Below are 23,993 nucleotides of genomic sequence, written 5' to 3'. Positions count from 1 at the left end.
CCAGTAAAATCGCCCGAGATCTCACGTCGGTTCGGTAACGCCCCCGGCCGGGCTCCGCCGTGCGCCTAGCGTGCGGCCCGGGCCAGCCAGCGTCCGCCGCCGTGCGCGACGACGAGCGGCAGCCCGAAAGCGGCCGAGAGGTTGTCCGCGGTGAGCACCTCGTCGATCGGTCCGGCCGCGTGGATGCGGCCGCGCCCCATGAGCAGCACGTGCGTGAAGCCCGGCGGGATCTCCTCCACGTGGTGCGTGACCAGGATCAGCACCGGGGACGCCGGGTCGTCGGCGAGCTCGCGCAGCGCCTCGACCAGCTCCTCGCGCCCGCCGAGGTCCAGCCCGGCGGCGGGCTCGTCGAGCAGCAGCAGCTCGGGGTCGGTCATGAGGGCGCGGGCGATCTGCACGCGCTTGCGCTCGCCCTCGGACAGGGTGCCGTAGTGCCTGTCGGCCAGCTTCGCGACACCGAACGCCGCGAGGAGGTCGCCGGCCCGCTGCTCGTCGACGTCGTCGTACGCCTCCTGCCAGCGGCCCGTGACGCCGTACGCGGCGGTCAGGACGACGTCGCGCACGGTCTCGCCGCGCGGGATGCTGTCGGCGAGCGACGCCGAGGACAGCCCGACGCGCGGGCGCAGCTCGAACACGTCGGTGCGGCCGAGCACCTCGCCGAGCACCTCGGCGCGGCCCGCGGTGGGGTGCATGCGGGTCGCGACGATCTGCAGGAGCGTCGTCTTGCCCGCGCCGTTCGGCCCCAGGACGATCCAGCGCTCGCCTTCGTTCACCCGCCAGCCCACGGCGTCGAGGATGGTCGTGGTGCCGCGCCGGACAGTGACGTCCGAAAGGTCGAGAACCGTGCTCATGGTCCACAACACTAACCGACGGATCTTCTACAGTGTGGTCGATGAACAACCCGCCGGACCTGCCGCGCAGCGTCGTCCTCGCCCTGTGGTTGCAGGGCGTCGGCGACACGTCCGACGCCGCGGGGGCGGTGCAGGGCGACGACGAGCCGCACCGGGTCCACGGCCTGCCCGGGGTGTGGGACAGCACGGACCTGGGGACGCTGCTGGCCCTGTGGACCCGCGGGCCGCGCACGGTCGCCGCCCTGCTCCCGGTGCCCGGCGACCCCGCCGGCGTCCCGGCGGCGGTGAACCACGGCGCGACGGAGTCCGGCGAGTGCGTCGTGGTCACGACGCACGAGGGCAGCTGGGCGGCCGTGCCGACCGTCACCGGCTTCGGCAGCCACCTCGAGCCCGGCTACCTGGTCGAGTGGCAGGTGCAGCCGGTCACGGACTGGAGCACGAGCCTGTTCGGCACCATCGGTTCCGTGTCCGACGCCGAGCGTGCGCTGCGCACGAGCCTCATGACCGCGACCGACGCCCTGGACTCGCTCGACGTCGCCCGCTGGCGCGACGACGCCGCCGACGCCATCGAGCGCCTCCGCTCGACCAGCACCGACGAGTGGCCGGTCCCCCGGCTCGACGGGCGCCGCGCCCGCGTCCTGCAGCTCGCCGCACGGCTCCGCGCGATCGTGGCGCTCGGGGCGGTGGACGACGGCGGCGCGGTCAACCTCTGGCAGGCGGACCAGCGCAGCACGGCCCTGCGCGAGGTGGACCGCACGGCCCGGCACGCGATGAGCGCGGCCACCTACGGCCAGATCCCCTGACTCAGGCGTCCAGGAGCGTCAGCACCTCGTCGAGGTCGCCGTCCAGGTGGTGCGGCGCCTGGTCCCGGACGACCTGCTTCGCCCGGAACGCCACCCCGACGCCCGCCGCGGCGATCATGTCGAGGTCGTTCGCGCCGTCGCCCACCGCGACCGTCGCGCTCATCCCGACGCCCTCGGCGGCCGCCCACTCGCGCAGCGTCGCGGCCTTCGCCGCCCGGTCGATCACGGGGCCGAGGGTGCGCCCGGTCAGGACGCCGTCGGACACCTCGAGGCGGTTCGCGCGGACCAGGCGGATCCCGAGGCCGTCCGCGACGGGCCGCACGATCTCCTCGAAGCCCCCCGAGACCAGCCCGAACGCCCAGCCGCGCGCGCGGCACCCCGCCACGAGCGAGGCCGCGCCGGGCATGAGCTCGACGGCGTCGCGCACCGCGTCCAGGGCGCCGGCCGGGACCCCGGCGAGGGTCGCGACCCGCGCGCGCAGCGACCCCGCGAAGTCCAGCTCGCCGCGCATCGCGCGCCGGGTCACCGCGGCGACCTCGTCGCGGGTGCCGGCGTGGTCGGCGATGAGCTCGATGACCTCCTGCTGGAAGAAGGTGGAGTCGACGTCGGTCACGATCAGGCGCTTCACGCGCAACAGTGTGCCCTACCCGTGAGGTGCCCTACTTGACGACGCTGCCCTTCGGCACCACCGTCAGGCCGGACTCGGTGACCGTGAACCCGCGGGCCCGGTCCTCCTCGTGGTCGACGCCGATGCGGGCGCTCTCGGAGACGACCACGTTCTTGTCCAGGATCGCCCGGTGCACCTGGGCGTACCGGTTCACCTGCACGCCGTCCATGATCACGGAGTTCCCCACCGACGACCACGAGTGCAGGTGCGTGCCCGGGGAGAGCACGGAGCCCGCCGCCTGCGCGCCGGAGATCAGCACGCCCGGCGACACGATCGACTCGACGGCGTGCCCCATCCGCCCCGGGCCCGCGTGCACGAACTTCGCGGGCGGCAGACCCGTGTAGCCGGTCAGCAGCGGCCACTCGTCGTTGTACAGGTTGAACACGGGCCGCACCGAGATGAGGTCCATGTTCGCCTCGAAGAACGAGTCGATGGTCCCGACGTCGCGCCAGTAGTCGCGGTCCCGGTCGGTGGAGCCGGGCACGTCGTTGTGGATGAAGTCGTAGACGCCGGCCTCGCCCCGCTCGACGAACGCCGGGATGATGTCCCCGCCCATGTCGTGCCGGGAGCCGCTGTCCGACGCGTCCCGGGTGACGGCCTCGACCAGGGCGTCGGCGTCGAACACGTAGTTGCCCATGGACGCCAGCACCTTGTCGGGCGCGTCCGCCAGGCCCACGGGGTCGGTCGGCTTCTCGAGGAACTCCCGGATCCGGGTCGGGTCGTCGGGCTGCACGTCGATGACGCCGAACTGGTCCGCCATGGAGACGGGCTGGCGGATCGCCGCGACCGTCGCACGGGCGCCGGACTCGATGTGCGAGTCCACCATCTGGGAGAAGTCCATGCGGTACACGTGGTCCGCGCCGGCGACGACGACGATGTCGGGCCGCTCGTCGTCGATGATGTTGAGGCACTGGTAGATCGCGTCGGCGCTGCCGAGGTACCAGTGCTTGCCGACGCGCTGCTGCGCGGGGACCGGCGCCACGAAGTTCCCCAGCAGGGGCGACATGCGCCACGTCTTGGAGATGTGCCGGTCCAGCGAGTGCGACTTGTACTGGGTCAGCACGATGACGTGCAGGTAGCGGGAGTTGACGATGTTGGAGAGGGCGAAGTCCACCAGGCGGTAGATCCCGCCGAACGGGACGGCCGGCTTCGCGCGAGCGGCCGTCAGGGGCATGAGGCGCTTTCCCTCGCCTCCGGCGAGGACGATCGCGAGAACACGGGGGGCGGCCATGGCTCAGACGATATGGCCTCGGGCTGCTCCGACGGAACCCGGGCCGGGGAAATGCCGGCGCCGGATCCTCGGTAACGTCGGGGCGGTGAGCGCACCGGAACCGCAGCCGTCGTCGTCCCGTCCCACCGTCGATCTCCTGACCCGCGAGTACCCGCCCCACGTGTACGGCGGTGCGGGGGTGCACGTCACCGAGCTCGGCCGCGTGCTCGCGCCGCTCGCCGACGTGCGGGTGCGGTGCTTCCGCCCCGCGGCCGAGGTGCCGCCGCGCGCCGGGCGGGAGGACGGTGGCGCCGGTGCTCCGGCCGTGACCGGCTACGCGCCGCCCGCGGAGCTGAGCGGCGCGAACGCGGCCCTGGCCACCCTCGGCACGGACCTGGCGATCGCGCAGGACTGCGCCGGGGCCGACGTCGTGCACTCCCACACCTGGTACGCGAACCTGGCCGGACACCTGGCGGGGCTGCTGCACGACGTGCCGCACGTCGTGACCGCGCACTCGCTGGAGCCGCTGCGGCCGTGGAAGGCGGAGCAGCTCGGCGGCGGGTACGCCGTGTCGTCCTGGGCGGAGCGCACGGCGTACCTGGGCGCGTCCGCGGTCATCGCGGTCTCGGCCGGGATGCGGGACGACATCGTGCGCTGCTACCCCGAGCTCGACCCCGACCGGGTGCACGTGGTGCACAACGGGATCGACCTGGCCGGCTGGCAGCGGCCCGCCGGCGGCGCCGCGCTCGCCCGCGCCGAGGAGACCGTGCGGCGGCTCGGGATCGACCCGGACCGGCCGGCCGTCGTGTTCGTGGGCCGGATCACGCGGCAGAAGGGGCTGCCCTACCTGCTGCGGGCCGCCGCCGAGCTGCCGCACGAGGTCCAGCTCGTGCTGTGCGCCGGGGCGGCTGACACCCCCGAGCTGCTGGGCGAGGTGAAGTCCCTGGTCGACGGGCTGCGCACGGCGCGGGGTGCGGCGTCGGGCGCGAGCGGCGGCATCGTGTGGATCGAGGAGATGCTGCCGCGCGAGGAGCTCGTCGCCGTGCTCGCGGCGGGCACCGCGTTCGTCTGCCCGAGCGTGTACGAGCCGCTCGGCATCGTGAACCTGGAGGCGATGGCCGTCGGGCTCCCGGTGGTCGGCACCGCGACGGGCGGCATCCCGGAGGTGGTGGCCGACGGCGTGACGGGCGCGCTCGTCCCGATCGAGCAGGCCGACGACGGCACCGGGACTCCGCTCGACCCCGACGGCTTCGTCGCGACGCTGGCCGAGGCGCTGAACCGGGTCGTGGCCGACCCCGCGCGCGCCGCCGCGATGGGCGAGGCGGGCCGCCGTCGCGCGCAGGAACACTTCTCCTGGACGGCGATCGCGGACCGCACGCTGGACGTCTACCGGCGCGTGACCGCCGCCCGATAGCCGGTTGTCGGAACCCCACAAGGTGGGACGCACCGCGCGTAGCACGTCGCGCGCGCCCCGCCGCGGGCCGCACCGGTAGCGTCGAACCATGACCGAGAACCAGGACAACGCCTCCGGCCGCGTCGTCGTCGTGACCGGGGCTGCCCGCGGCATCGGCCGCTCGATCGCCGAGCGCTTCGTCGCCGACGGCGACCGCGTCGCCACGCTCTACCGCGGAGGCGACCTGCCCGACGGCGTGCACGGCTACAAGGCCGACATCACCGATACCGAGGCCGTGAACGACGCCTTCACGCAGATCGAGCACGACCTGGGCCCTGTCCAGGTACTCGTCGCCAACGCCGGCGTGACGCGGGACCAGCTCCTCATGCGCATGTCCGACGAGGAGTTCGAGCAGGTGGTGGACGTGAACCTGACGGGCACCTTCCGCTGCGTGCGGCGGGCCAGCAAGGGCATGATCCGCAAGCGCTACGGCCGCATCGTGCTGGTCGGTTCCCTGGTGGGCCTCTACGGCGGCCAGGGCCAGGTGAACTACGGCGCGTCGAAGGCGGGGCTCGTGGGCATGGCCCGCTCGATCTCCCGCGAGCTCGGCTCGCGCGGCATCACCGCCAACGTCGTCGCCCCCGGCTTCGTCGAGACCGACATGACCGCCGAGCTGCCCGAGGCCCGGCGGGACTTCTACCTCCAGTCGATCCCCGCCGGACGGTTCGCCCGCCCGGACGAGGTCTCGGCCGTCGTGACGTTCCTCGCATCCGACGCCGCCGCGTACGTGACCGGCACCGTCCTCCCCGTCGACGGCGGCATGGGCATGGGGCACTGACGAGGCGCTGACCCGCCGTTCCGCTCCGCGGGCCACCCGCCCGCCGCACACTGACGAACATCTCTCCACCACCCGCGCCGGTCCGGAGTTTTCCTCCGCGCCGGTCGCACGGTTACGCTCACACCCAGTGCGGGGCACGGCATGTCGCGCCCGCGCACGATCACCGGAAGGACAACATGGGTCTCCTCGAAGGCAAGAAGCTTCTCATCACCGGAGTTCTCACCGACTCGTCGATCGCGTTCCACACGGCGCGCCTGGCGATCGAGGAGGGCGCCGAGGTGGTCCTCTCGTCGTTCGGCCGCCAGATGAGGCTGACGAGCGCGTTCGCGAAGCGTCTGCCCGGTGACACACCTCCCCCCGTGGTCCAGCTCGACGTCACGAGCCAGGAGGACCTCGACAACCTCGCCGACGCCGTGCGCGAGGCCGGCCTCGACCGGCTCGACGGCGTCGTGCACTCGATCGGCTTCGCGCCGCAGAGCGTCATGGGCGGCAACTTCCTCTCGGCGAGCTGGGAGGACGTCGCCACCGCGCTGCAGATCTCCACGTACTCGTACAAGGCCCTCGCCGTGGCCGCCCAGCCGCTGATGACCGACGGCGGCGCCGTCGTGGGGCTGACGTTCGACGGCGAGTTCGCCTGGCCGGTCTACGACTGGATGGGCGTGGCGAAGGCCGGCCTGGAGGCCGCGAACCGCTACCTGGCGCGCGACCTGGGCCCGCACGGCATCCGCTGCAACCTGGTGTCGGCCGGCCCGATCAAGACGACCGCCGCGAAGTCGATCCCCGGCTTCGAGCAGATGGAGGCCAACTGGCCGCAGCGCGCGCCGCTCGGCTGGGACCAGACCACCGCGGAGCCGACCGCACGGACCGTCGCGGCCCTGCTCAGCGACTGGTTCCCGGCCACCACGGCCGAGATCGTGCACGTCGACGGCGGCGTGCACGCCATGGGGCAGTAGTCGTCCGCACGCACCGGAAGGGGAACTATCGTGACCAGGCATCGCGAGGAGGTGGCGGCGACAGCGCCGATCCGTCGGCTCGTCCTGCTGCGCCACGCCAAGGCTGAGCCGGCCACGACCTCCGACGACGCCCTGCGTCCGCTCGCCCTGCGCGGGCGGACGCAGGCGGCCGGGCTGGGCGCGGCGCTCGTCGCGCTGGGCGCCCTGCCCGACGTCGTCCTCGTCTCCTCCGCGCTCCGCACGCGTCAGACGTGGGACCTCGCCAGGAGCGGGTTCAACGGCCGGCGCGACGAGGGCCCGCGCGTCGTCGTCACCGACGACCTGTACAACGCCCGCGTGGGCGACGTCCTCTCGCTCGTCGGCGAGCTCGACGACGGTGTCCGCACGGTCCTCGTGATCGGCCACGAGCCCACGATGGCCGCCACCGCGTCCTTCCTCGCCGGCCCCGGGTCCGACGACGCCGCGCTCGCCCAGGTGCGCGCCGGCGTGCCGACCGCGACGTACTCCCTGCTGGAGTCCGCGGCGGGCGCGCCGTGGTCGGCGTGGGAACGGTCCTCGGCCGTGCTGACCCACGTGGGCCGCCCGCAGGGCTGAGACCGGGGCGCCGGCGAGGGCTCGTAGACTGGAGCGATGAGCAAGGCTTCCCGCTCCGACGAGCCCGGGGTGCAGTCGATCACGTCGGTCTCCGAGTCGCTCGACGTCGACCAGGCCCGGCGCGCGAAGGTGTACCTGATCCAGATGGCCATCCGGCTGGCGTGCTTCGCCGGCGCGATCTTCTGCCTCACCACGGGGCCCGCCTGGCTGGGCTGGACGCTCGCCGCCGGCGCGGTCGTGCTGCCGTACACGGCGGTCGTCTTCGCCAACGCGGGACCGGACCGCACGCCGCACGACGCGCAGGCCTACGTCCCGGCCCCGCCCGCGGCGCTCGGCGCGGCCGCCAGCGACGCGGACGACGACCCGGCCCCGCCACCGGGCAGGGCCCGCACCGTGATCGACGGCGACGCCCTGCTCGACGACGTGCACGACGAACCGGTGGAGAAGAAGAGCTGATGGACGTCCTCGGACTCGGCGGCGCGCCCGACGCCGTCGGCGAGCTGATCTGCAGCGCCAAGGGCTGCCGCGCCACCGCGACGTGGGGCCTGCTCTGGAACAACCCGCGCCTGCACACCCCGGAACGCCGCAAGGTGTGGCTCGCCTGCGACGACCACCGCGAGCACCTGGAGCAGTTCCTGTCCGCCCGGAGCTTCTGGAGGCAGACGGTCCCCGCCGGCGAGCTGGACCACCAGGAGCCCGCATGAGCGCTGCCGGCCAGGCGCGCGCCCCCCGCACGGCGAGGCAGTGGGTGATCCTCGGGGTCGCGGCCGTGCTGCTCGCGGCGCTGTGCCTGGTCGCGGGCCGCTGGCAGTGGAACCGGTACGAGGACCGCAGCGCGCAGATCGACCTGATCGAGGCGAACTGGTCGGCCGCGCCGCTCCCGCTCGGCGACGTCCTGGACGGGCCGGGAGCGACCCTGCCGGGCGACGCGGTCTGGCAGCCCGTCACGCTCCGCGGCCGCTACGCGCCCGAGGCGACCGCCCTGCTGCGCAACCGGCCCGTGCGCTCCACGCCCGGCTTCCACGTGCTCGTGCCGTTCGTGGCGGAGCACCCGGACGCCCCGGACGGGGTCGTCATGGTCGTCGACCGCGGGTTCGTGCCGCTCGGCACCGACGGGAGCGCCCCGGCCGCCGTGCCGGACGCCCCGGCGGGCGAGGTGGAGGTGACGGTGTCGCTGCGCGCGGACGAGCCGTCCTCGTCCCGCGGTGCCCCCGACGGGCAGGTGCAGGCGATCTCGACGCAGCAGGTGCTGGCCGCCGGGCCCGACGGTGCCGCCTGGGCCGACGGCCGCACCGTCGCCGCCTACGGGGCGCTGCGCACCGAGACGCCGCGGCCGGCGACGGCGCCGGCCGCGCTCCCCGAGCCCTCCACGGACCCCGGCTCGCACCTGAGCTACGCCTTCCAGTGGGGGGTGTTCTCGGTGGGCGCGCTCGCCGGGTACGTGCTGCTGTGGCGGCGCGAGCGCGGGGCGCTGCGGGGCGAGACGGTGTCGGCCGGGGACCTGCTGCTCGCCGCGCCCGACGTCGACGCCGCCACCGGCGGGACGACGTCGCGGGCGCGGCGCGAGGGCTCCGCCGGCGGCCGCCGCGGCCTCCTCGCGCGGCCGACCGCCGACTCCGACGACGAGGACGCGCTCATCGACTCCCAGCTCCGCTGATCGACCCCCAGCTCCGCCGAGCCCCGCGCCGCGACGCATCTCACTGTGCCCGGCCGCGTCGACTGCGTAGACTGGCCCGGCCCCGATCGGCCCAGCGCCATGGGCCTGCACTCCCCCGAGCTCGAAGGACCCTCATCCCGTGATCACCGCCCATGGCGTGGAGCTGCGCTTCGGCGCCCGCGCACTGCTGAACCCCGCGACGTTCCGCGTCGGCCCGGGCGATCGCATCGGGCTGGTGGGCCGCAACGGTGCCGGCAAGACGACGCTCACCAAGACCCTCGCGGGCGAGTCCCTCCCCGCCGCCGGTCAGGTCAGCCGCGGCAACGAGATCGGCTACCTGCCCCAGGACCCCCGCACCGGCGACCTCGACGTCATCGCGATGCACCGCGTCCTGTCCGCCCGCGGGCTGGACCGTCTGGTCACCCAGATGCGCGAGACCGAGGGCGCGATGGCGTCGGCCGACCCGGACACCATGACCGCCGCCCTGGAGCGCTACCCCCGGCTGGAGGCGCGCTTCCTCGCCGCCGGCGGCTACTCCGCCGAGTCGGAGGCGCAGGTCATCACCGCGAACCTCGGCCTCGACGAGCGCGTCCTCGCCCAGCCGCTGCACACCCTGTCGGGCGGTCAGCGCCGCCGCATCGAGCTGGCGCGCATCCTGTTCTCCGGCGTCGAGACCCTGCTGCTCGACGAGCCGACCAACCACCTCGACGCCGACTCCATCTCCTGGCTGCGCGACTACCTCAAGGCGTACTCCGGCGGCTTCGTGGTGATCTCGCACGACGTCGAGCTCCTGCGCGCCTGCGTCAACAAGGTGTTCCACCTCGACGCCAACCGCGGCGAGCTCGACCAGTACGCCATGGGCTGGGACAACTACCAGAAGCAGCGGGAGACGGACGAGCGCCGCCGCCGCCGGGAGCGGGACAACGCCGAGAAGAAGGCGGCCACGCTCATGGCCCAGGCGAACAAGATGCGGGCGAAGGCCACCAAGGCGACCGCCGCGCAGAACATGATCCGCCGCGCCGAGTCGATGCTCGACGGCGCCGAGGGCGTGCGGCAGGCCGACCGCGTCGCCAAGCTGCGGTTCCCGACGCCGGCCCCCTGCGGGAAGACACCGATCACCGCGACGGGCCTGTCGAAGTCGTACGGGTCGCTCGAGGTCTTCACGGGCGTGGACCTGGCGATCGACCGCGGGTCGCGCGTCGTCATCCTGGGGCTGAACGGCGCCGGCAAGACGACGCTGCTGCGCCTGCTGGGTGGCGTCGAGACGCCCGACTCCGGGACCGTCGACGCCGGTCACGGGCTCAAGCTCGGCTACTACGCCCAGGAGCACGACACCCTCGACATGAACGTGACCGTCGTGGAGAACCTGCGGCACGCCGCCCCCGACCTGACCGACACGCAGGTGCGCAACACGCTCGGCTCGTTCCTCTTCTCCGGGGACGACGCCGACAAGCCCACCCACGTCCTGTCCGGCGGCGAGAAGACGCGGCTCGCCCTGGCGACGCTCGTCGTCTCCAGCGCCAACGTGCTCCTCCTCGACGAGCCCACGAACAACCTCGACCCCGCCTCCCGCGCGGAGATCCTCGGCGCCCTGAAGACGTACGAGGGCGCGGTCGTGATGGTCACGCACGACGACGGCGCCGTGGACGCCCTGGAGCCCGAGCGTGTCCTGCTCCTGCCCGACGGCGACGAGGACCTCTGGAACGAGAGCTACGCGGAGCTCGTCTCCCTCGCATGACCTGGCAGCCCGGAGACGTCCGCCAGGCCGCCGGCGGCCTCGTCTCGCTCAGCCTCGCGACGTTCGCCGCGATCACCACCGAGCTCGCGCCGGTGGGGCTCCTGCCGCTGATCAGCGCGGACCTGGCCGTCTCCGAGTCGCGCGCGGGGCTGCTCGTCACGACGTACGCCGTCATGGTGGCGGCGCTCGCCGTCCCGCTGACGTACGGGACACGGCGGCTGCCCCGCAAGGGTCTGCTGCTGGGTACCCTGGCGCTCTACACGCTGAGCAACGCGGTGGTCGCGCTCGCGCCGACGTTCGCGCTCGTGGCGGGCGCCCGGGCGCTGGGCGGCCTCGCGCACGCCGTCTTCTTCTCGGTGAGCATCGGGTACGCGTCGCGCCTCGTGCGCCCGAGTCTCGCGGGGCGCGCCCTGTCGCTGGTCACGCTCGGCGCCTCGGCCGGCTTCGTGCTGGGCGTGCCGTTGTCGACGACGCTGGGCACAGCCGTCGGCTGGCGCGCGGCGTTCCTGGGCCTGGCGGTCGCGTGCGCCGTGGCCGGCGTGCTCACCGTGGTCCTGCTGCCCGCCGTGCCCGGCGGCGGTGCTCCCCCGGCCGACGGCGCCCGCGGCGCCCGCCGCACCGCACTGGCCACCGTGGTCGGCACGAACGCGCTCGTCTACCTGGGCCACTACACCGTGTACACGTACGTCGCCGTGCTGCTGCTCGCCACGGGGCTGGCGCCGGCGACGCTCGGGCCCGTCCTCCTGGTGCTCGGCGGCCTCGGGCTCGTGGGCACCGCGTACGCGGCCGCGCGGCTCGACCGGAGGCCCCGGCGCACGGCGATCACGACCCTCGTCGTGGTCTCCGGCGCCGTCCTGCTCCTCGGCCTGGCGTTCCCCGGCGCCGCGGGGACCCTCGTGGCCGCCGCCCTGTGGAGCGTGGGGTTCGGCGCCGTCGCCGCGGTCTTCCAGACCGGGGCCATCAAGACGCGCGGGGCGTCTCCCGACGTCGTCGGCGCGCTCGTGAACGCCACCGCGAACGTCGGCATCGCGGTGGGCGCGGCGCTCGGCGCGCTCGTGCTCGACGGCGCCGGCCTGCGGGCCGTGCCGTTCGCCGGCGGGCTGCTGGTCGTGGTGGCGCTCGGCATCGTGCTCGCCGCACGCCGGGCCTTCCCGACGACGCCGGCGTAGCGGTTCACCCGGTCAGCTTCTGCTCCAGGCAGTCGGTGAAGCGGCCCAGCATCTTGTCGGAGACGTCCTGGACCAGGCCGCGGCCCATGCTCGCGACCTTGCCACCGATCTGGAGGTCCGTCGTCACCTCGACCTCGGTGGCCGGGCCGCCGCCGACCCCGCCGACCCCGCCGGGCGCGGGGCGCAGCACGACGACGGCCTCCGCGCCGGCCGTCCCGTTGCCCCGCCTGTCCTTGCCCTTCGCGGACAGCACCATGCGACCGGAGCCGCCGTCCTCGGCGAGCTCCTTCTCGGTGAACTCCCCGGCGCCGTTGAAGGTGAGCGCGATCGGGCCGAGCCTGACCTTCACCGACCCCGTGAACGCGTCGCCGTCCACCGACGTCACCTGCGCGCCGGGGAAGCATTCGGCCATGGACTCGACCTGGGCGAACGCGGCGAACGTGGTCGCCACGTCCGCCGGGACGGTGAACTCGTGGGTCAGCTCCATCAGGCGGCCCCCGCAGCCGCGAGCACGGCCCGGCGGGCGAGCACGGTCACGAGGTGCCGCCGGTAGTCGGCGTCCCCGTTGAGGTCCGACGGCGGGCTGGTGCCGTCGGCCACGGCGGCGCAGGCCGCGCCCACCGCCTCCGCCGTCGGCTCCAGGCCGACGAGCGCCTCCTCCACGGCACGTGCCCGCAGCGGGGTCGGGCCCATGTTGGTCAGGCCGATCCGCGCGGCGGAGATGGTCCTGCCGTCCGCCAGGTGCACGGCCGCGCCGACGGCCACGATGGGCCACTGCTGGGAGGTGCGCACGAACTTCTCGTAGCGGGAGCCCCAGCCGGGGTGCACGGGGAACCGGATCGCGACGAGCAGCTCGTCCTCCCCGACGGCGGTGGTGAACAGGTCCTGGAAGAAGTCGGCGGCGGGGACCACCCGCTGCCCCGCCGGACCGGCGACGACCATCTCGGCCTCGAGGGCCAGCGCCACCGCCCCGCAGTCCCCGGCGGGGTCGGCGTGGGCGAGGGAGCCGCCCAGGGTGCCGCGGTGCCGGATCTGCGGGTCGCCCACCTCGGCGACGGCGTCGTGCAGGAGGCCGAGCTCGGCGCGGACCCGCGAGGAGGCGAGGAGCTCGTGGTAAGGCGTCATGGCGCCGATCTCGAGGGCGCCCCCGCCCCCGGCGACGGCACCGCCGCCCGCGATCTCGCGGATGCCGCGCAGCGCGTCGATGCGGCCGATGTCGACCACGAGCTCCGGCGCGTTGAGCCGCATGCGCAGCACGGGCAGGAGGGACTGGCCGCCGGCGAGGACCTTGACGTCGTCGGACCCGGCGATCAGGCCGAGCGCCTCGTCGACGCTCGTGGGCCGGGCGTACTCGAACGGTGCGGGGATCATGCCGCGCCCCCTTCCTGGATGGCGTGCCAGACGCGCGCGGGCGTGCAGGGCATCTCGACGTCGTGCACGCCGTACGGCCGCAGCGCGTCGACGACGGCGTTGACCACGGCGGGCGTGGACGCGATGGTCCCGGCCTCGCCGACGCCCTTGGCGCCCAGCGAGTTCGAGGTCGCGGCGGTGCTGCGGTGCGCGGTGTCGAAGCTGATGAGGTCCGCGGCGCTCGGCACGAGGTAGTCGGCGAGGGTGCCGGTGAGCAGGGTGCCGGTGTCGTCGTGCACGGCCTCCTCCCACAGGGCCTGGGCGATGCCCTGCACGAGCCCCCCGTGCACCTGCCCGGCGACGATGAGGGGGTTGATGACGGTTCCGACGTCGTCGACGCACACGTACTTGCGCAACCGCACGGCACCGGTCTCCGTGTCCACCTCGACGGCGCACAGGTGCGTGCCGTGCGGGAAGGAGAAGTTCACGGGGTCGAACGTGACCTCGGCGTCGATGCTGGGCTCGATGCCCTCGGGGTAGTCGTGGGCGGCGAAGGCGGCCAGGGCGATCTCCTGGATGGTCCTGCCCTCGCTCGTGCCGGCCACGGCGAACTTCCCGCGGGAGAACTCGACGTCGTCGGGGTTCGCCTCCAGCAGGTGGGCGGCCCACGGCCGGGCCTTGGCCACCACCTTGTCCGCCGCGAGCGCCAGCGCCTCGCCGCCGACGGTGAGCGAGCGTGACCCGTAGGTGTCCAGTCCGCGGGGAGCGACCTGGGTGTCGCCGTGCAGCACCTCGACGTCCTCGAACGGGACGCCGAGGCGGTCGGCGACGATCTGGCTGAACGCGGTCTCGTGGCCCTGGCCGTGACCGCTGGCGCCGGTGACGACCTCGACCTTGCCGGTGGGGAGCATGCGGATCGCGGCGTGCTCCCAGCCTCCGGCGCCGTAGTCGAGGCTGCCGAGCACGCGGGACGGGGCGAGGCCGCACATCTCGGTGAAGGTGGAGATGCCGAGGCCGAGCTGGACGGGGTCGCCCTCCTCGCGGCGCCGGGTCTGCTCGGCGCGGAGGTCCTCGTAGCCGAAGGTGTCGACGGCCTGGGCGGTGGCGGACTCGTAGTCGCCGGAGTCGTAGGTGAGTCCGGCGACGGTGGTGAACGGGAACTCGTCGTGGGTGATCCAGTTCTGCCGGCGCACCTCGAGGGGGTCGCGGCCGAGCTCGGCGGCGAGCTCGTCCATGAGGCGCTCGATGGCGAAGGTGGCCTCGGGGCGTCCGGCGCCGCGGTAGGCGTCCGTCCAGGTCTTGTTGGTCAGGACGGTGCGGCAGTCGAACCGGTAGGCGGGGAACTTGTAGATGGCGTTGAACATGAAGGCGCCGAGCACGGGCACGCCGCCGCCGACGAGCGCGACGTAGGCCCCCAGGTCGGCGAGGAGCTCCACCTTGAGGCCGGTGACGGTGCCGTCGCGCTGCGCGGCAAGGGTGAGCTTCTGCCACTGGTCGCGGCCGTGGTGGCCGGACTGGAGGGACTCGGACCGGGTCTCGGTGTACTTGACGGGCTTGCCGAGGCGGCGTGCGACGGCGAAGGCGGTCCACTCCTCGGGCGTGGTCTGCAGCTTGCCCCCGAACCCGCCGCCGACGTCGGGCGCGATGACCCGGATCTTCGACTCGGGAACGCCGGTGGTGGCGGCCAGGAGGAAGCGGGTGATGTGCGGGATCTGGGTGGCGGACCAGAGGGTGATCTGCTCGCCGGTGGGGTCGACGACGACGGAGCGCGGCTCCATGAAGGCGGGGATGAGCCGCTGCTGGCGGTACTCCCGCTCGATGACGATGCCGTCGGTGCGGGCGGCGGCGACGGCGTCCTCGACGTCGCCGCCGGTGCCGGCGTCCGCGGAGTCGAAGATCCACCGGGCGGAGCCGTTGGTGCCCAGGTCGGGGTGCGCGATGGCACCGCCGTTCTCGGGGGTGGCCGCGGCGGCGGCCTTGAGGTCGAGGGCGGGCGGCAGCTCGTCGTAGTCGACGTCGACCAGCTCGGCGGCGTCGACGGCCGCGGCGGCGCTGCGGGCGACGACGACGGCGACGATCTCCCCGGCGAACGCGACGCGGTCGACGGCGACGGGCTTGTGCTCGGGCGTGACCTGGTCGGGCGTGATGGGCCAGGCGTTGGCGAGGACGCCTTGCGTGCCGGCGAGGTCGCTGCCGGTGAGCACGGCGACGACGTTCGCGGACCCCGCGGCGGCCCGGGTGTCGATGCCGGTGATGTTCGCGTGGGCGAACGGGCTGCGCACCATGGCGAGGTGGAGCGTGCCGGGCGGCGCGATGTTGTCGGTCCAGCGGGTGCGTCCGGTGAGGAGCCGCCGGTCCTCCTTGCGGCGCCGGTCGCGGCCGATCTCGGTGGCCGGGGCCTCCTCGGTGGCGGTCATGCGGCACCTCCGTCGGCCGCGTGCTGGACCGCGCGCACGATGTTGTGGTAACCGGTGCACCGGCAGAGGTTGCCCTCCAGGCCCTGGCGGATCTGGTCCTCCGTCGGGTGGGGGTTCTGCGCGAGCAGGTCCGCGGTCTGCATGATCATGCCGGGCGTGCAGAACCCGCACTGCAGGGCGTGGCACTCGTGGAACGCCTCCTGGACGGGGTGCAGCTCGCCGTCGGTCGCGCCGGCGGGGGCGAGTCCTTCGACGGTGGTGACCTCGGCGCCGTCGGCCTGCACCGCGAGCACGTTGCACGACTTCACGCTGTGCCCGTCCAGGTGGACGGTGCAGGCGCCGCAGCTCGCGGTGTCGCAGCCGATCACGGTGCCGGTCTTGCCGAGGTGCTCGCGCAGGTACTGCACGAGCAGCACGCGGGGTTCGACGTCGTCGGCCACTCGTACGCCGTCGACGGTGAGCTCGATCCTGGTCATGGACGCTCCTCACGTAGCCACTGCGGTGTGACACGGATCACGGTACGCCGCGGGGACCGTCCCGCGCCACAGATGGGCAGCGATGACGCCTCACGCGAACCGCAGCGTGCGCTCCGTGCGTCCGGGGGTGTCCAGGGAGAAGGGGACCGGCGTCCCGCCCCGCGTCCCGGGGAGCGAGACCTCGTAGTCGCCGAGGAAGCCCGACACGTCCACGCGGCCGCCGTCGTCCGTGCGCAGGAGGGTGGGCTCCAGCCACCACTCGCCCCGGACCAGGTCGCGGAGGCGCTCGTAGGCCGGCTTGGGCGAGCCGTCCGCGCGCAGCAGCCCGCCGGGCGCGTTCAGCCACATGCCGCGGTCGCTCAGCCCCCAGTAGGTGAACGCCTCCACGCCCGGGTCGGCGAGCAGCAGCCGCAGGTGGGCCTCCAGCTCCTCGGCCTGGCGGGCCTCGCCCTCGGCGGTGCTGGGCCACTCGTCGACCTGCCAGTCGTTGAGGTCCACGACGTGCTCCGGCATGAGGTCGCCCGACAGCAGCGTCGTCTCGGTGAGGTGGATCGGTATGCCGTAGCGGCCGAACCGTTCCAGGACGCGGAGCGTCTTCTCCTCGCCCCACCATCCCTGGTGCATGTGGGACTGCAGGCCGAGGCGGTCGATCCGGATGCCCGCCTCCAGCACCGCCTCGACGAGGCACTCGTACGCCGTGGACATGTCGAAGTCGTTCAGCAGGAGCGTCGCGGACGGGTTGACGGCCCGCGCCTCGTCCATGGCCATCCGGACCATCTTCACCCGGCCGCGCGCACGGGCGAGCGGCGTGACCGCGTTGTCCTCGGCCGCGAAGACCGGCATGATCACCACCTCGTTGATCGCGTCCCAGGTGTCGACGACGCCCGCCAGGTCCGCGACGTCCCGCCGGACGCGCTCGCGCAGCAGCCGCTCCACCTCGTCCGGGCCGGACTCGCGGGCGACGTCGAGCAGCCATCCCGGCTGGACCGTGTGCCACACCAGCGGGTGCCCCTTGACCGTGACGCCACGCTCCGCGAACCACTCGGCGGCCCGGCGCAGCCGCGCGGTCCGCGGCGCGCCCCGCTCCGGCTCGAAGGTGCCCCAGTAGAACGGGAGCGTGGTCTGGTTGAAGACACCCAGCCAGGCGTCGGCGAGGCGCTGGTCGTGATCCTGGTCACGGGAGTCGCCGTTCGCGAGGTCCACCAGGTCGAACCCGATGCAGCCGAACCAGAACGCGTGCCGGGTCTGGCGGACCAGGACGTCCGTCCCGGCCAGCGGATCCCCGCCGGGGCCGTGCAGGGTCAGGCGGGCGTCCGCGCGCCGGTGGGCGAACGAGGGGTCGGGCCGGTGCGTGGCAGGCGGCCGGAAGAGGGACGACGTCATGGTGCGGACCCTAGTCAGGGTGGGCTCCGGAGTGGTGGATCCGCCCGTCCGTCGCCGTCAGGGCGCGGCCCGAGCCACCCCAGCGGGTCGCGACGATCTCCGCGGCGATGCTCACCGCCGTCTCCTCGGGCGTGCGCGAGCCCAGGTCGAGGCCGATGGGGCTGCGGAGGCGCGCCAGGACGTCGTCGGGCGTGCCGGCCGCACGGAGCCGGGCGAGGCGGTCGTCGTGGGTACGGCGCGAGCCCATGGCACCGACGTACGCCAGGTCGAGGCGCAGCGCCAGCTCCAGGACCGGGACGTCGAACTTCGGGTCGTGGGTGAGCACGCAGACCACCGTGCGGCCGTCGATCCGGCCCGCGTCCGCCTCGGCCCGGAGATAGCGGTGGGGCCAGCCGGTCACCACCTCGTCCGCGTCCGGGAAGCGCGTCGCGGTCGCGAACACCGGCCGGGCGTCGCACACCGTGACGCGGTAGCCCAGGAACGAGCCGACGCGCGCCGTGGCCGCCGCGAAGTCGATCGCACCGAACACGAGCATCCGCGGACGCGGCGCGTGGGAGGAGACGAACACGCGGCAGCCCTCGCCGCGCCGCTCGCCGTCCGGGCCGTAGGTGAGGGTCTCGCTGAGGCCGGCGGCGAGCAGGCCGAGGGCGTCGTCGGTGACGGCGTCGTCCATGCGGGCGCTCGCGAGAGCGGGGGCCGCGCCGGGGGCGAGGGCGGCGGGGGGCCGGACGACCAGGCGGCGGCCGAGGACCTGCTCGTCGGGGTGCTCGACGACCGTGGCGACGGCCACGGGGCGGCCCGCGGAGATGTCGGCGGCGATCTCGTCCAGGTCGGGGAAGGTCCCGCGGTCGATCCGCTCCACGAACACGTCCAGGATCCCGCCGCAGGTCAGGCCGACGGCGAACGCGTCGTCGTCGGAGATGCCGTACCGCTGCAGCACCGGCCTGCCGGTCGTGGCCACCTCGCTCGCGAGCTCGAACACCGCACCCTCCACGCAGCCGCCCGAGACCGAGCCCACCGCGACGGGCAGCGCGCCGGCGTCCCCCGGCCCGACCAGCATCGCCGCGCCCGGCGGACGCGGCGCCGACCGGAACGTGGCCACGACCGTGCCCATGGCGACGGGGTGGCCCTCACGCCACCACGCCAGCAGCTCGTCCAGCACGTCACGCACGAGCGATCACCTCCAGCGCCTCTTCGAACGTCGCCAGGGAGTGCCCCGCGAGGAAGTGGTCCACCCACGGCAGCACGGCCGTGATCCCCGACTGCACCGGCCGGTAGCCGCTCTTGCCGCGGTGCGGGTTGACCCACACCACGGTACGGGCCAGGCGGTGCAGGCGGGCAGCGCGGTCGGCCAGGTCCGCGGCGTCGCCGCGTTCCCAGCCGTCGCTGCAGACCACGACGACGGCCCCGCGCAGCCGCGCGCCGTGGTGGTCCGTCAGCGTGCCGAGCGCTTCGGCGAGCCGCGTGCCGCCGGCCCAGTCCGGGACGAGGTCGCCGGCACGGGCCAGCGCGCGCTCCGGGTCGGTGGTGCGCAGGGCGTCGGTGACGCGGGTCAGCCGGGTGCCCAGGGTGAACGCCTCCGCGCGCGGGCGGGCGGGACGCGCCCCGGGGCCGGCCGGCCGCACGACGGCGTGCGCGAGCCGCAGCAGCGCCTCCGCGTAGGGCCGCATCGAGCCCGACACGTCCAGCAGCACCACCACGCGGCGGGGCGTGCGGGCGCGGCGGCGGCGCTCGACCCGGGCCGGCTCGCCCGCCCGGCGCAGCGAGGCACGCAGCGTGCGGTGCAGGTCCGGGCGCCCGCGCCGCCACGGCTGGGCGCGAGCGGCACGGCGCAGCGGCGGGCGGGGGCGGAGGGCGGCGATCTGCACGGCGAGCACGCGGCGCTCCGCCTCGGTGAGCCCGGCGACGTCGCGGTGGCGGAGGACCTCGCGGTCGTCGGCGAGCACGGGGACGACGTCGGGCCGCGCGGGCTCGGGGCGGGGCGGCTCGCCGGGGACGGGAGGCGTGGTGTCGCGGCCGGAGGGAAGGACGGCGGTGGGCACGCCGACGTCGGCCCGGTCCGTGCGCGACGCGGCGACGGTGTCCGCCGAGGGCCCCGCGGAGCTCCCGGCACGTCCTGCGCGCGGCACCGGCAGCCCGACGGTCGAGGCCCCGAACCAGGCGGCGAACACCTGGTCGAACCGGGCCAGATCGTCGGGCCCCCCGCACAGCGTGGCCCGCCCGGCGCGGTAGGCGGCGACGGGGCTACCCGCCCCGAGCACGGCGGTGGCCCGCAGGAACGCGGTGGCACGGTCGTGCGTCACGCCGACCCCGGCCGCGCGCAGCGCACGCGCGAACCCGAGCAGCACGGCGGGCACGTCACTCCCCCAGGATCCGGGCGAGGGCCTCGCGGGCGCGGATCGTGTCCTCGCGGTACTTGACGACCGCGCCGAGCGTGCGGGAGGCCGCGTCGAGGTCGAGCGACGCGGCGCCGAGGCGCTCCAGGGCGCGGGCCCAGTCCAGGGTCTCGGCGACGCCCGGCGGCTTCAGCAGGGGCTCGCCGCGCAGGCGCTGCACGCAGCCGGCGACCTGGCGGGCCAGGGTCTCGGCGACCTCGGGCAGGCGCGACCGCACGATCGCGACCTCGCGCTCCAGGCCCGGGTGGTCGATCCAGTGGTAGAGGCAGCGGCGCTTGAGCGCGTCGTGCAGCTCTCGCGTCCGGTTCGACGTGAGGACGACCATGGGCGGCGTCGCCGCGCGGATCGTGCCGAGCTCCGGGACGGTGACCGTCCAGCCGGACAGCACCTCCAGGAGGAAGGCCTCGAACTCGTCGTCGGCGCGGTCGATCTCGTCCACGAGCAGGACGGACGGCGTGGTCCGCAGCGCCTGGAGGACGGGGCGGGCCAGGAGGAAGCGCTCGTCGAACAGGGAGCGCTCGGTGGTCTCCGGGTCGAGGGCGTCCGCGTCCGACGACGCCGCGGCCGCCTCCAGCGTCCGCAGGTGCAGGATCTGCCGGCCGAAGTCCCAGTCGTACAGGGCCTGGGTGGCGTCGATGCCCTCGTAGCACTGCAGCCGGATCAGGGGCGCGTGCGTGACCTGGGCCAGCGCCTCGGCGAGCGCCGTCTTGCCGGTGCCCGGCTCGCCCTCCAGGAGCAGCGGCCGCTCCATGGCCCGGGCGAGGTGCGCGACGGTGGCGAGGTCCTCGTCGGCGAGGTAGCCCGCCTCCCCCAGCGCCGCCGCCAGGGCCTCGGGTGAGTTCATCCGTCCAGGTTACGGGGAGCCGCGCCCGCAGGGCGGCCGGCGTTGCGGCGCAGGACCCACCAGACGATGCCACCGGCCGTCACGAGGAGACCGAGCATCCCGCCGCCTAGGGCGACGAACCAGGCGACGACCGACCCGCCGAGCGTCGCGAAGAAACCGCCGAAGTCCTGGCTCTCGGCGACGACGACGTAGGTGCCGTCGGGCGCGCCGGCGCTCGACACCTCGACGGTGGCAGGCCCGGCGTCGGCCCGGAACTGTGCCACCAGCCGGCCGTGGGCGCCGCCCGCGCTGACGTCGCCCGAGAACGCGGCACGGCCGACCGGGAGCGTCGTGCCTGCCTGGTCGGCGACCGTGATGTCGGCGGCGGAGACCGCACGGGCCTCCGGGTCCGGGCCGACCTCCCAGATCGCGTACGTCCCGGTCTCGGGGAGGACCGCGTCCGTCGAGCCCGGCACGTCCGCGACGCCCAGCGCTCCCGGCCCCGGCTCGCCCGACGGCGTCAGGAGGTCGAACGGGACCGCCCGGGCGAACAGGACCGCCGCCAGCACGCCCGCGGCGACCGCCACCAGAAGCACGGCCACGCCCGAGAACGTGAGGATCCGGGGCCCTGCGCCCACCGTGCCTGCCGGCGGCACCGCGGGGCCGGGCGACATCGGCGGGCCTTGCTCCGGCGGGAGGTTCACGCCGGCATCGTCCCATGTCGCCCCCGACGACGGCCAGGGTGGCGACACGCGCGGCGGAACGCGGACGGCCGCCGTGACGGCGCGGAGACCGGCGGCAGCCGTCCGCTGACGGCGAGCGAGGGACGACTCAGCTGTCGTCGTCCATCGACTCCCCGTCGTCCATGTGCTCGTCGTCGTCCATCGACTCCTCGTCCATCGACTCCTCGTCGGACATCTCGTCCTCGGACATCTCCTCGTCCGACATCTCCTCGTCGGACATCTCTTCGTCGGTCATCTGCTCGCCCGACGTCTCCTCGTCCGACATCTCCGTGCTCGTCGGGGACGCGTCGTCCCCGACAGGCTCGGAGTCGTTGCAGCCGGCCAGCAGAGTGGCGGCCGTGAGAGCGGACAGGGCGACGGCCGCGACGCGGCGGCTCCGGGTGATCTTCATGCCACTGACGTTATGGCCCGGAAGGCCCGGATGACCCTTACAGCCTGGTTATGCGGTTCTTACGCGGATCTCACGCAGCCGGGACGGCCCTCAGAAGGGCGGCGGGCCTGTTCCTGGTGGCGTGCCGGGTGTCGAGGCCTCGGCTGCCGGTGGGCCGGGCCGTCTGGCGAGCGTCATGCCGCGGGTGTGCGCGTAGCGGACGGTGGGGTCGACGACAGCGGGGTCGACGACGGTGGACGTGCCGGTGGGTGCGGTCCAGCGGGTGGCCCCGGTCCCGGGGTCACGAGTGACCTGCCAGCTCGCGTGGGTCTTCAGGTTGTGGTGCTTCCTGCACAACGGATGCAGGTTCGTCGCGCGCGTCTGTCCCGGCCGGCCGGGCCGGTGACGGTTGTCGTGGTCGAACGGGTCGATGTGGTCCAGGTCGAGGTTCGCGCTGCCACCGCTGGACGCGGGCCGGTCGCAGCCGGGGAACCGGCAGGACCGGTCACGGGTGGTGACCGCGGCGCGCAGGACCGCGCCCGGGCTGTAGGTGCGGGTGGAGTAGTCGGTCAGGACGCCGGTGGCCGGGTCGGTCAGCAGGCGCCGCCAGGTGCCGTCCGCGGCGACGCGTGCGGCGGCGTCGGCCGGGATCGGGCCGATGCCGTCCAGGATTCCGGGCACGTGCTCGTCGGGGTCCAGCAGCACGGTGGCCGGTACCGTCACGTGCACGGTCGAGGGGACCTCGATGACACGCAGGCGGGTACCGGTCGGCGCGGGCCGGGTCAGCGCCGGCCCGTGCGGGTCGTCCGGGACGGGGATCAGGTCGGTGTCCAGCACGGGCTCGACCAGCCGCGGCGGCTCGAGCAGGCTCACGTGCACGCCGGCGCCCCGCCCGACGGGGTCGACGGGGTCGACGTGGTCGTCGCTCTCGGCAGTGTCCTCGCAGGGCAGCACCAGGTCGCCGGTGACCAGGGCGGTGAACGCCGCGGCGCGCAGCGCGCCCAGGGGCCGGTTCTCCCCGGGGACGTCCTTCAGAGCCCTGGCCGCGGCCTGGACCGTGTTGAACGTACGAGCCGCCTCCACGACCGGCAGGTCCGCCACGATGCGGCCCGTGCCGGGGCCCGCCTGCTCGGCCCACACGCCGCACCGGTCGATGACGTCACCCCGACGTGCCCTCCTGCCGTGCAACCTGACAGCACGCGCGTTCAGCTGCTCGCTGACCCACCTCCACGTCCGCGTGCGCGCGGCCGGCAGCAGATCCTCGATCGCCTCGCCCCGCTCAGCAGGTGTCAGGCCGACCCCGGCACGCAGGAACGTGTCGGCCTTCTTCGCATCGACGCGGCCACCGGCCAGGTCCGCACCGAGCAGCGGATACCGGCCCAGCCCTTCGCCCCGCGCCGCGACCTGCCAGCCCTCACCCGCGGTCACGTGGAGCTCCGCAGAGACCTCCCCGGCCACCGAGTCCCGCTCCAGCACACCGTCCGTCCGCGCCATCAGCTCGCGCGCCACCCGCGCCTGGGCGGCCCGCGCCCACGAGACCACCCGCTCCCAGCCCGCCACCACCCGGCGCAGCTCACCGGCCTCCAGCTCCTCGAGACCAGAAGCATCACCATCCGTCGCGTCGATCCCCGCGGCCGGGAGCCCGGAGGGCGGCTCCACACCCGTCAGCCTCGCCAGCGAGCCGGCCAGCGCCGTCCCCGGCCCCAGGACCTGCACGTCCTCGCTCAGCCACTCCGCAGCAGGCACGACCCGGCCCGGCAGCCCGTCCGGACCGACGTCCCGCGCCGCGAACCCCGCGGCGAACACCGGATCGTTCATCGGATCGGTCGCCAAGATCGCCGCCAGCTCGGCCTCGGAGTGGTCCGGGACGGGCACCGGCAGCCCGCGCTCGTCCACCAGCTCGGCGTCCTCGCCGCACAGCCCTGTCTCGCCGAACATCGCGTCGCGCATCGATACCACCCCCTCTCCTGGCGAGGCCGACGGCCCGCCGGCTACGACTCGCTCATACGTTCGATCCTACGAACGCCAGGCAGATAACGCGACCCGAAACTAGCATCTGTGGATAACCTTGATGACCGGCGCCCCGCGTCCGAGCCGCACCGCACGGCGGCGCCCGGCCGGACGCCGCCGACGGCCCGCAGCACCCTGTAGGCGTGGCCGGT

Annotated in this window: 24 protein-coding genes; 10 read left to right on the top strand and 14 right to left on the bottom strand. The window is 74.4% G+C overall.

Annotated features, from left to right (window positions below):
- Window positions 1-65: 65 nt before the first annotated feature.
- Window positions 66-851: an ABC transporter ATP-binding protein gene (locus ACYU96_RS09695; protein WP_460752269.1), complete on the bottom strand. Its 786-nt coding sequence runs from the start codon at window positions 849-851 to the stop codon at window positions 66-68.
- A gap of 41 nt (window positions 852-892) precedes the next feature.
- Here ACYU96_RS09695 and ACYU96_RS09690 point away from each other — a divergent pair, with 41 nt between their 5' ends.
- On the top strand, window positions 893-1,654 hold the full coding sequence (locus ACYU96_RS09690) for a hypothetical protein (protein ID WP_460752266.1): 762 nt from the start codon (window positions 893-895) through the stop codon (window positions 1,652-1,654).
- 1 nt (window position 1,655) lies between these two features.
- Here the strand turns inward: ACYU96_RS09690 and serB are convergent, their stop codons facing one another.
- A complete protein-coding gene (gene serB / locus ACYU96_RS09685) occupies window positions 1,656-2,288 on the bottom strand; it encodes a phosphoserine phosphatase SerB (RefSeq protein WP_460752263.1) in 633 nt (210 codons plus the stop codon).
- 25 nt (window positions 2,289-2,313) lie between these two features.
- Entirely contained in the window at window positions 2,314-3,552 is a 1,239-nt protein-coding gene (gene glgC, locus ACYU96_RS09680; protein WP_460752261.1) for a glucose-1-phosphate adenylyltransferase, read from the bottom strand.
- 85 nt (window positions 3,553-3,637) lie between these two features.
- Here glgC and glgA point away from each other — a divergent pair, with 85 nt between their 5' ends.
- The 9 genes from glgA (at window position 3,638) to ACYU96_RS09635 (ending at window position 11,873) form a co-directional block, all read left to right on the top strand.
- Complete coding sequence (gene glgA / locus ACYU96_RS09675) at window positions 3,638-4,945, top strand: glycogen synthase (protein ID WP_460752258.1); 1,308 nt, start codon at window positions 3,638-3,640, stop codon at window positions 4,943-4,945.
- An 88-nt stretch (window positions 4,946-5,033) separates the two neighbouring features.
- On the top strand, window positions 5,034-5,762 hold the full coding sequence (locus tag ACYU96_RS09670; protein WP_460752255.1) for a beta-ketoacyl-ACP reductase: 729 nt from the start codon (window positions 5,034-5,036) through the stop codon (window positions 5,760-5,762).
- Window positions 5,763-5,938: 176 nt separating this feature from the next.
- A complete protein-coding gene (gene fabI, locus ACYU96_RS09665; protein WP_460752252.1) occupies window positions 5,939-6,715 on the top strand; it encodes an enoyl-ACP reductase FabI in 777 nt (258 codons plus the stop codon).
- A gap of 30 nt (window positions 6,716-6,745) precedes the next feature.
- A complete protein-coding gene (locus ACYU96_RS09660; RefSeq protein ID WP_460752249.1) occupies window positions 6,746-7,309 on the top strand; it encodes a SixA phosphatase family protein in 564 nt (187 codons plus the stop codon).
- A 36-nt stretch (window positions 7,310-7,345) separates the two neighbouring features.
- A complete protein-coding gene (locus ACYU96_RS09655; protein ID WP_460752247.1) occupies window positions 7,346-7,765 on the top strand; it encodes a DUF3099 domain-containing protein in 420 nt (139 codons plus the stop codon).
- The gene (locus ACYU96_RS09650) at window positions 7,765-8,013 is read left to right on the top strand and encodes a hypothetical protein (RefSeq protein ID WP_460752244.1); all 249 of its coding nucleotides are present in this window, start codon (window positions 7,765-7,767) and stop codon (window positions 8,011-8,013) included. Before ACYU96_RS09655 ends, ACYU96_RS09650 begins: the two co-directional genes overlap by 1 nt.
- Window positions 8,010-8,966: an SURF1 family cytochrome oxidase biogenesis protein gene (locus ACYU96_RS09645; protein ID WP_460752241.1), complete on the top strand. Its 957-nt coding sequence runs from the start codon at window positions 8,010-8,012 to the stop codon at window positions 8,964-8,966. The genes ACYU96_RS09650 and ACYU96_RS09645 overlap by 4 nt, the downstream gene beginning before the upstream one ends.
- A 139-nt stretch (window positions 8,967-9,105) precedes the next feature.
- A complete protein-coding gene (locus tag ACYU96_RS09640; protein WP_460752239.1) occupies window positions 9,106-10,704 on the top strand; it encodes an ABC-F family ATP-binding cassette domain-containing protein in 1,599 nt (532 codons plus the stop codon).
- Entirely contained in the window at window positions 10,701-11,873 is a 1,173-nt protein-coding gene (locus tag ACYU96_RS09635) for an MFS transporter (protein ID WP_460752236.1), read from the top strand. Before ACYU96_RS09640 ends, ACYU96_RS09635 begins: the two co-directional genes overlap by 4 nt.
- 4 nt (window positions 11,874-11,877) lie before the next feature.
- Here ACYU96_RS09635 and ACYU96_RS09630 read toward each other — a convergent pair whose 3' ends face one another.
- The 11 genes from ACYU96_RS09630 to ACYU96_RS09580 all read right to left on the bottom strand — a co-directional run bounded on the left by ACYU96_RS09630 (window position 11,878) and on the right by ACYU96_RS09580 (window position 23,790).
- Window positions 11,878-12,360: an SRPBCC family protein gene (locus tag ACYU96_RS09630; protein WP_460752234.1), complete on the bottom strand. Its 483-nt coding sequence runs from the start codon at window positions 12,358-12,360 to the stop codon at window positions 11,878-11,880.
- Window positions 12,360-13,244: an FAD binding domain-containing protein gene (locus tag ACYU96_RS09625; protein WP_460752231.1), complete on the bottom strand. Its 885-nt coding sequence runs from the start codon at window positions 13,242-13,244 to the stop codon at window positions 12,360-12,362. Before ACYU96_RS09625 ends, ACYU96_RS09630 begins: the two co-directional genes overlap by 1 nt.
- Complete coding sequence (locus ACYU96_RS09620; RefSeq protein WP_460752228.1) at window positions 13,241-15,640, bottom strand: xanthine dehydrogenase family protein molybdopterin-binding subunit; 2,400 nt, start codon at window positions 15,638-15,640, stop codon at window positions 13,241-13,243. The genes ACYU96_RS09625 and ACYU96_RS09620 overlap by 4 nt, the downstream gene beginning before the upstream one ends.
- Window positions 15,637-16,116, bottom strand: coding sequence for a (2Fe-2S)-binding protein (locus tag ACYU96_RS09615; RefSeq protein WP_460752225.1), 480 nt, complete (start codon window positions 16,114-16,116; stop codon window positions 15,637-15,639). Before ACYU96_RS09615 ends, ACYU96_RS09620 begins: the two co-directional genes overlap by 4 nt.
- Before the next feature lie 90 nt (window positions 16,117-16,206).
- Window positions 16,207-17,499 carry an endo-1,4-beta-xylanase gene (locus ACYU96_RS09610; protein ID WP_460752222.1) on the bottom strand — a complete coding sequence of 431 codons (1,293 nt, stop codon included), beginning with the start codon at window positions 17,497-17,499 and terminating at the stop codon, window positions 16,207-16,209.
- Between the two features lie 10 nt (window positions 17,500-17,509).
- Window positions 17,510-18,670 (bottom strand): XdhC family protein, encoded by a 1,161-nt coding sequence (locus tag ACYU96_RS09605; RefSeq protein WP_460752219.1) that lies wholly within the window; start codon window positions 18,668-18,670, stop codon window positions 17,510-17,512.
- A complete protein-coding gene (locus tag ACYU96_RS09600; protein ID WP_460752216.1) occupies window positions 18,663-19,856 on the bottom strand; it encodes a vWA domain-containing protein in 1,194 nt (397 codons plus the stop codon). Before ACYU96_RS09600 ends, ACYU96_RS09605 begins: the two co-directional genes overlap by 8 nt.
- Window position 19,857: 1 nt before the next feature.
- Entirely contained in the window at window positions 19,858-20,739 is an 882-nt protein-coding gene (locus tag ACYU96_RS09595; protein ID WP_460752214.1) for an AAA family ATPase, read from the bottom strand.
- On the bottom strand, window positions 20,736-21,422 hold the full coding sequence (locus tag ACYU96_RS09590) for a hypothetical protein (protein ID WP_460752211.1): 687 nt from the start codon (window positions 21,420-21,422) through the stop codon (window positions 20,736-20,738). The genes ACYU96_RS09595 and ACYU96_RS09590 overlap by 4 nt, the downstream gene beginning before the upstream one ends.
- Window positions 21,423-21,549: 127 nt before the next feature.
- Window positions 21,550-21,852, bottom strand: a complete 303-nt coding sequence (locus ACYU96_RS09585; protein ID WP_460752208.1) for a hypothetical protein — start codon at window positions 21,850-21,852, stop codon at window positions 21,550-21,552.
- Window positions 21,853-21,942: 90 nt separating this feature from the next.
- Complete coding sequence (locus tag ACYU96_RS09580; protein ID WP_460752205.1) at window positions 21,943-23,790, bottom strand: HNH endonuclease signature motif containing protein; 1,848 nt, start codon at window positions 23,788-23,790, stop codon at window positions 21,943-21,945.
- Window positions 23,791-23,993: the final 203 nt, after the last annotated feature.

The sequence above is a fragment of the Myceligenerans cantabricum genome (assembly GCF_054777735.1).
The sequence above is the reverse complement of the archived record's forward strand: the minus strand, read 5'-3'. Positions and strand labels throughout refer to the sequence as shown.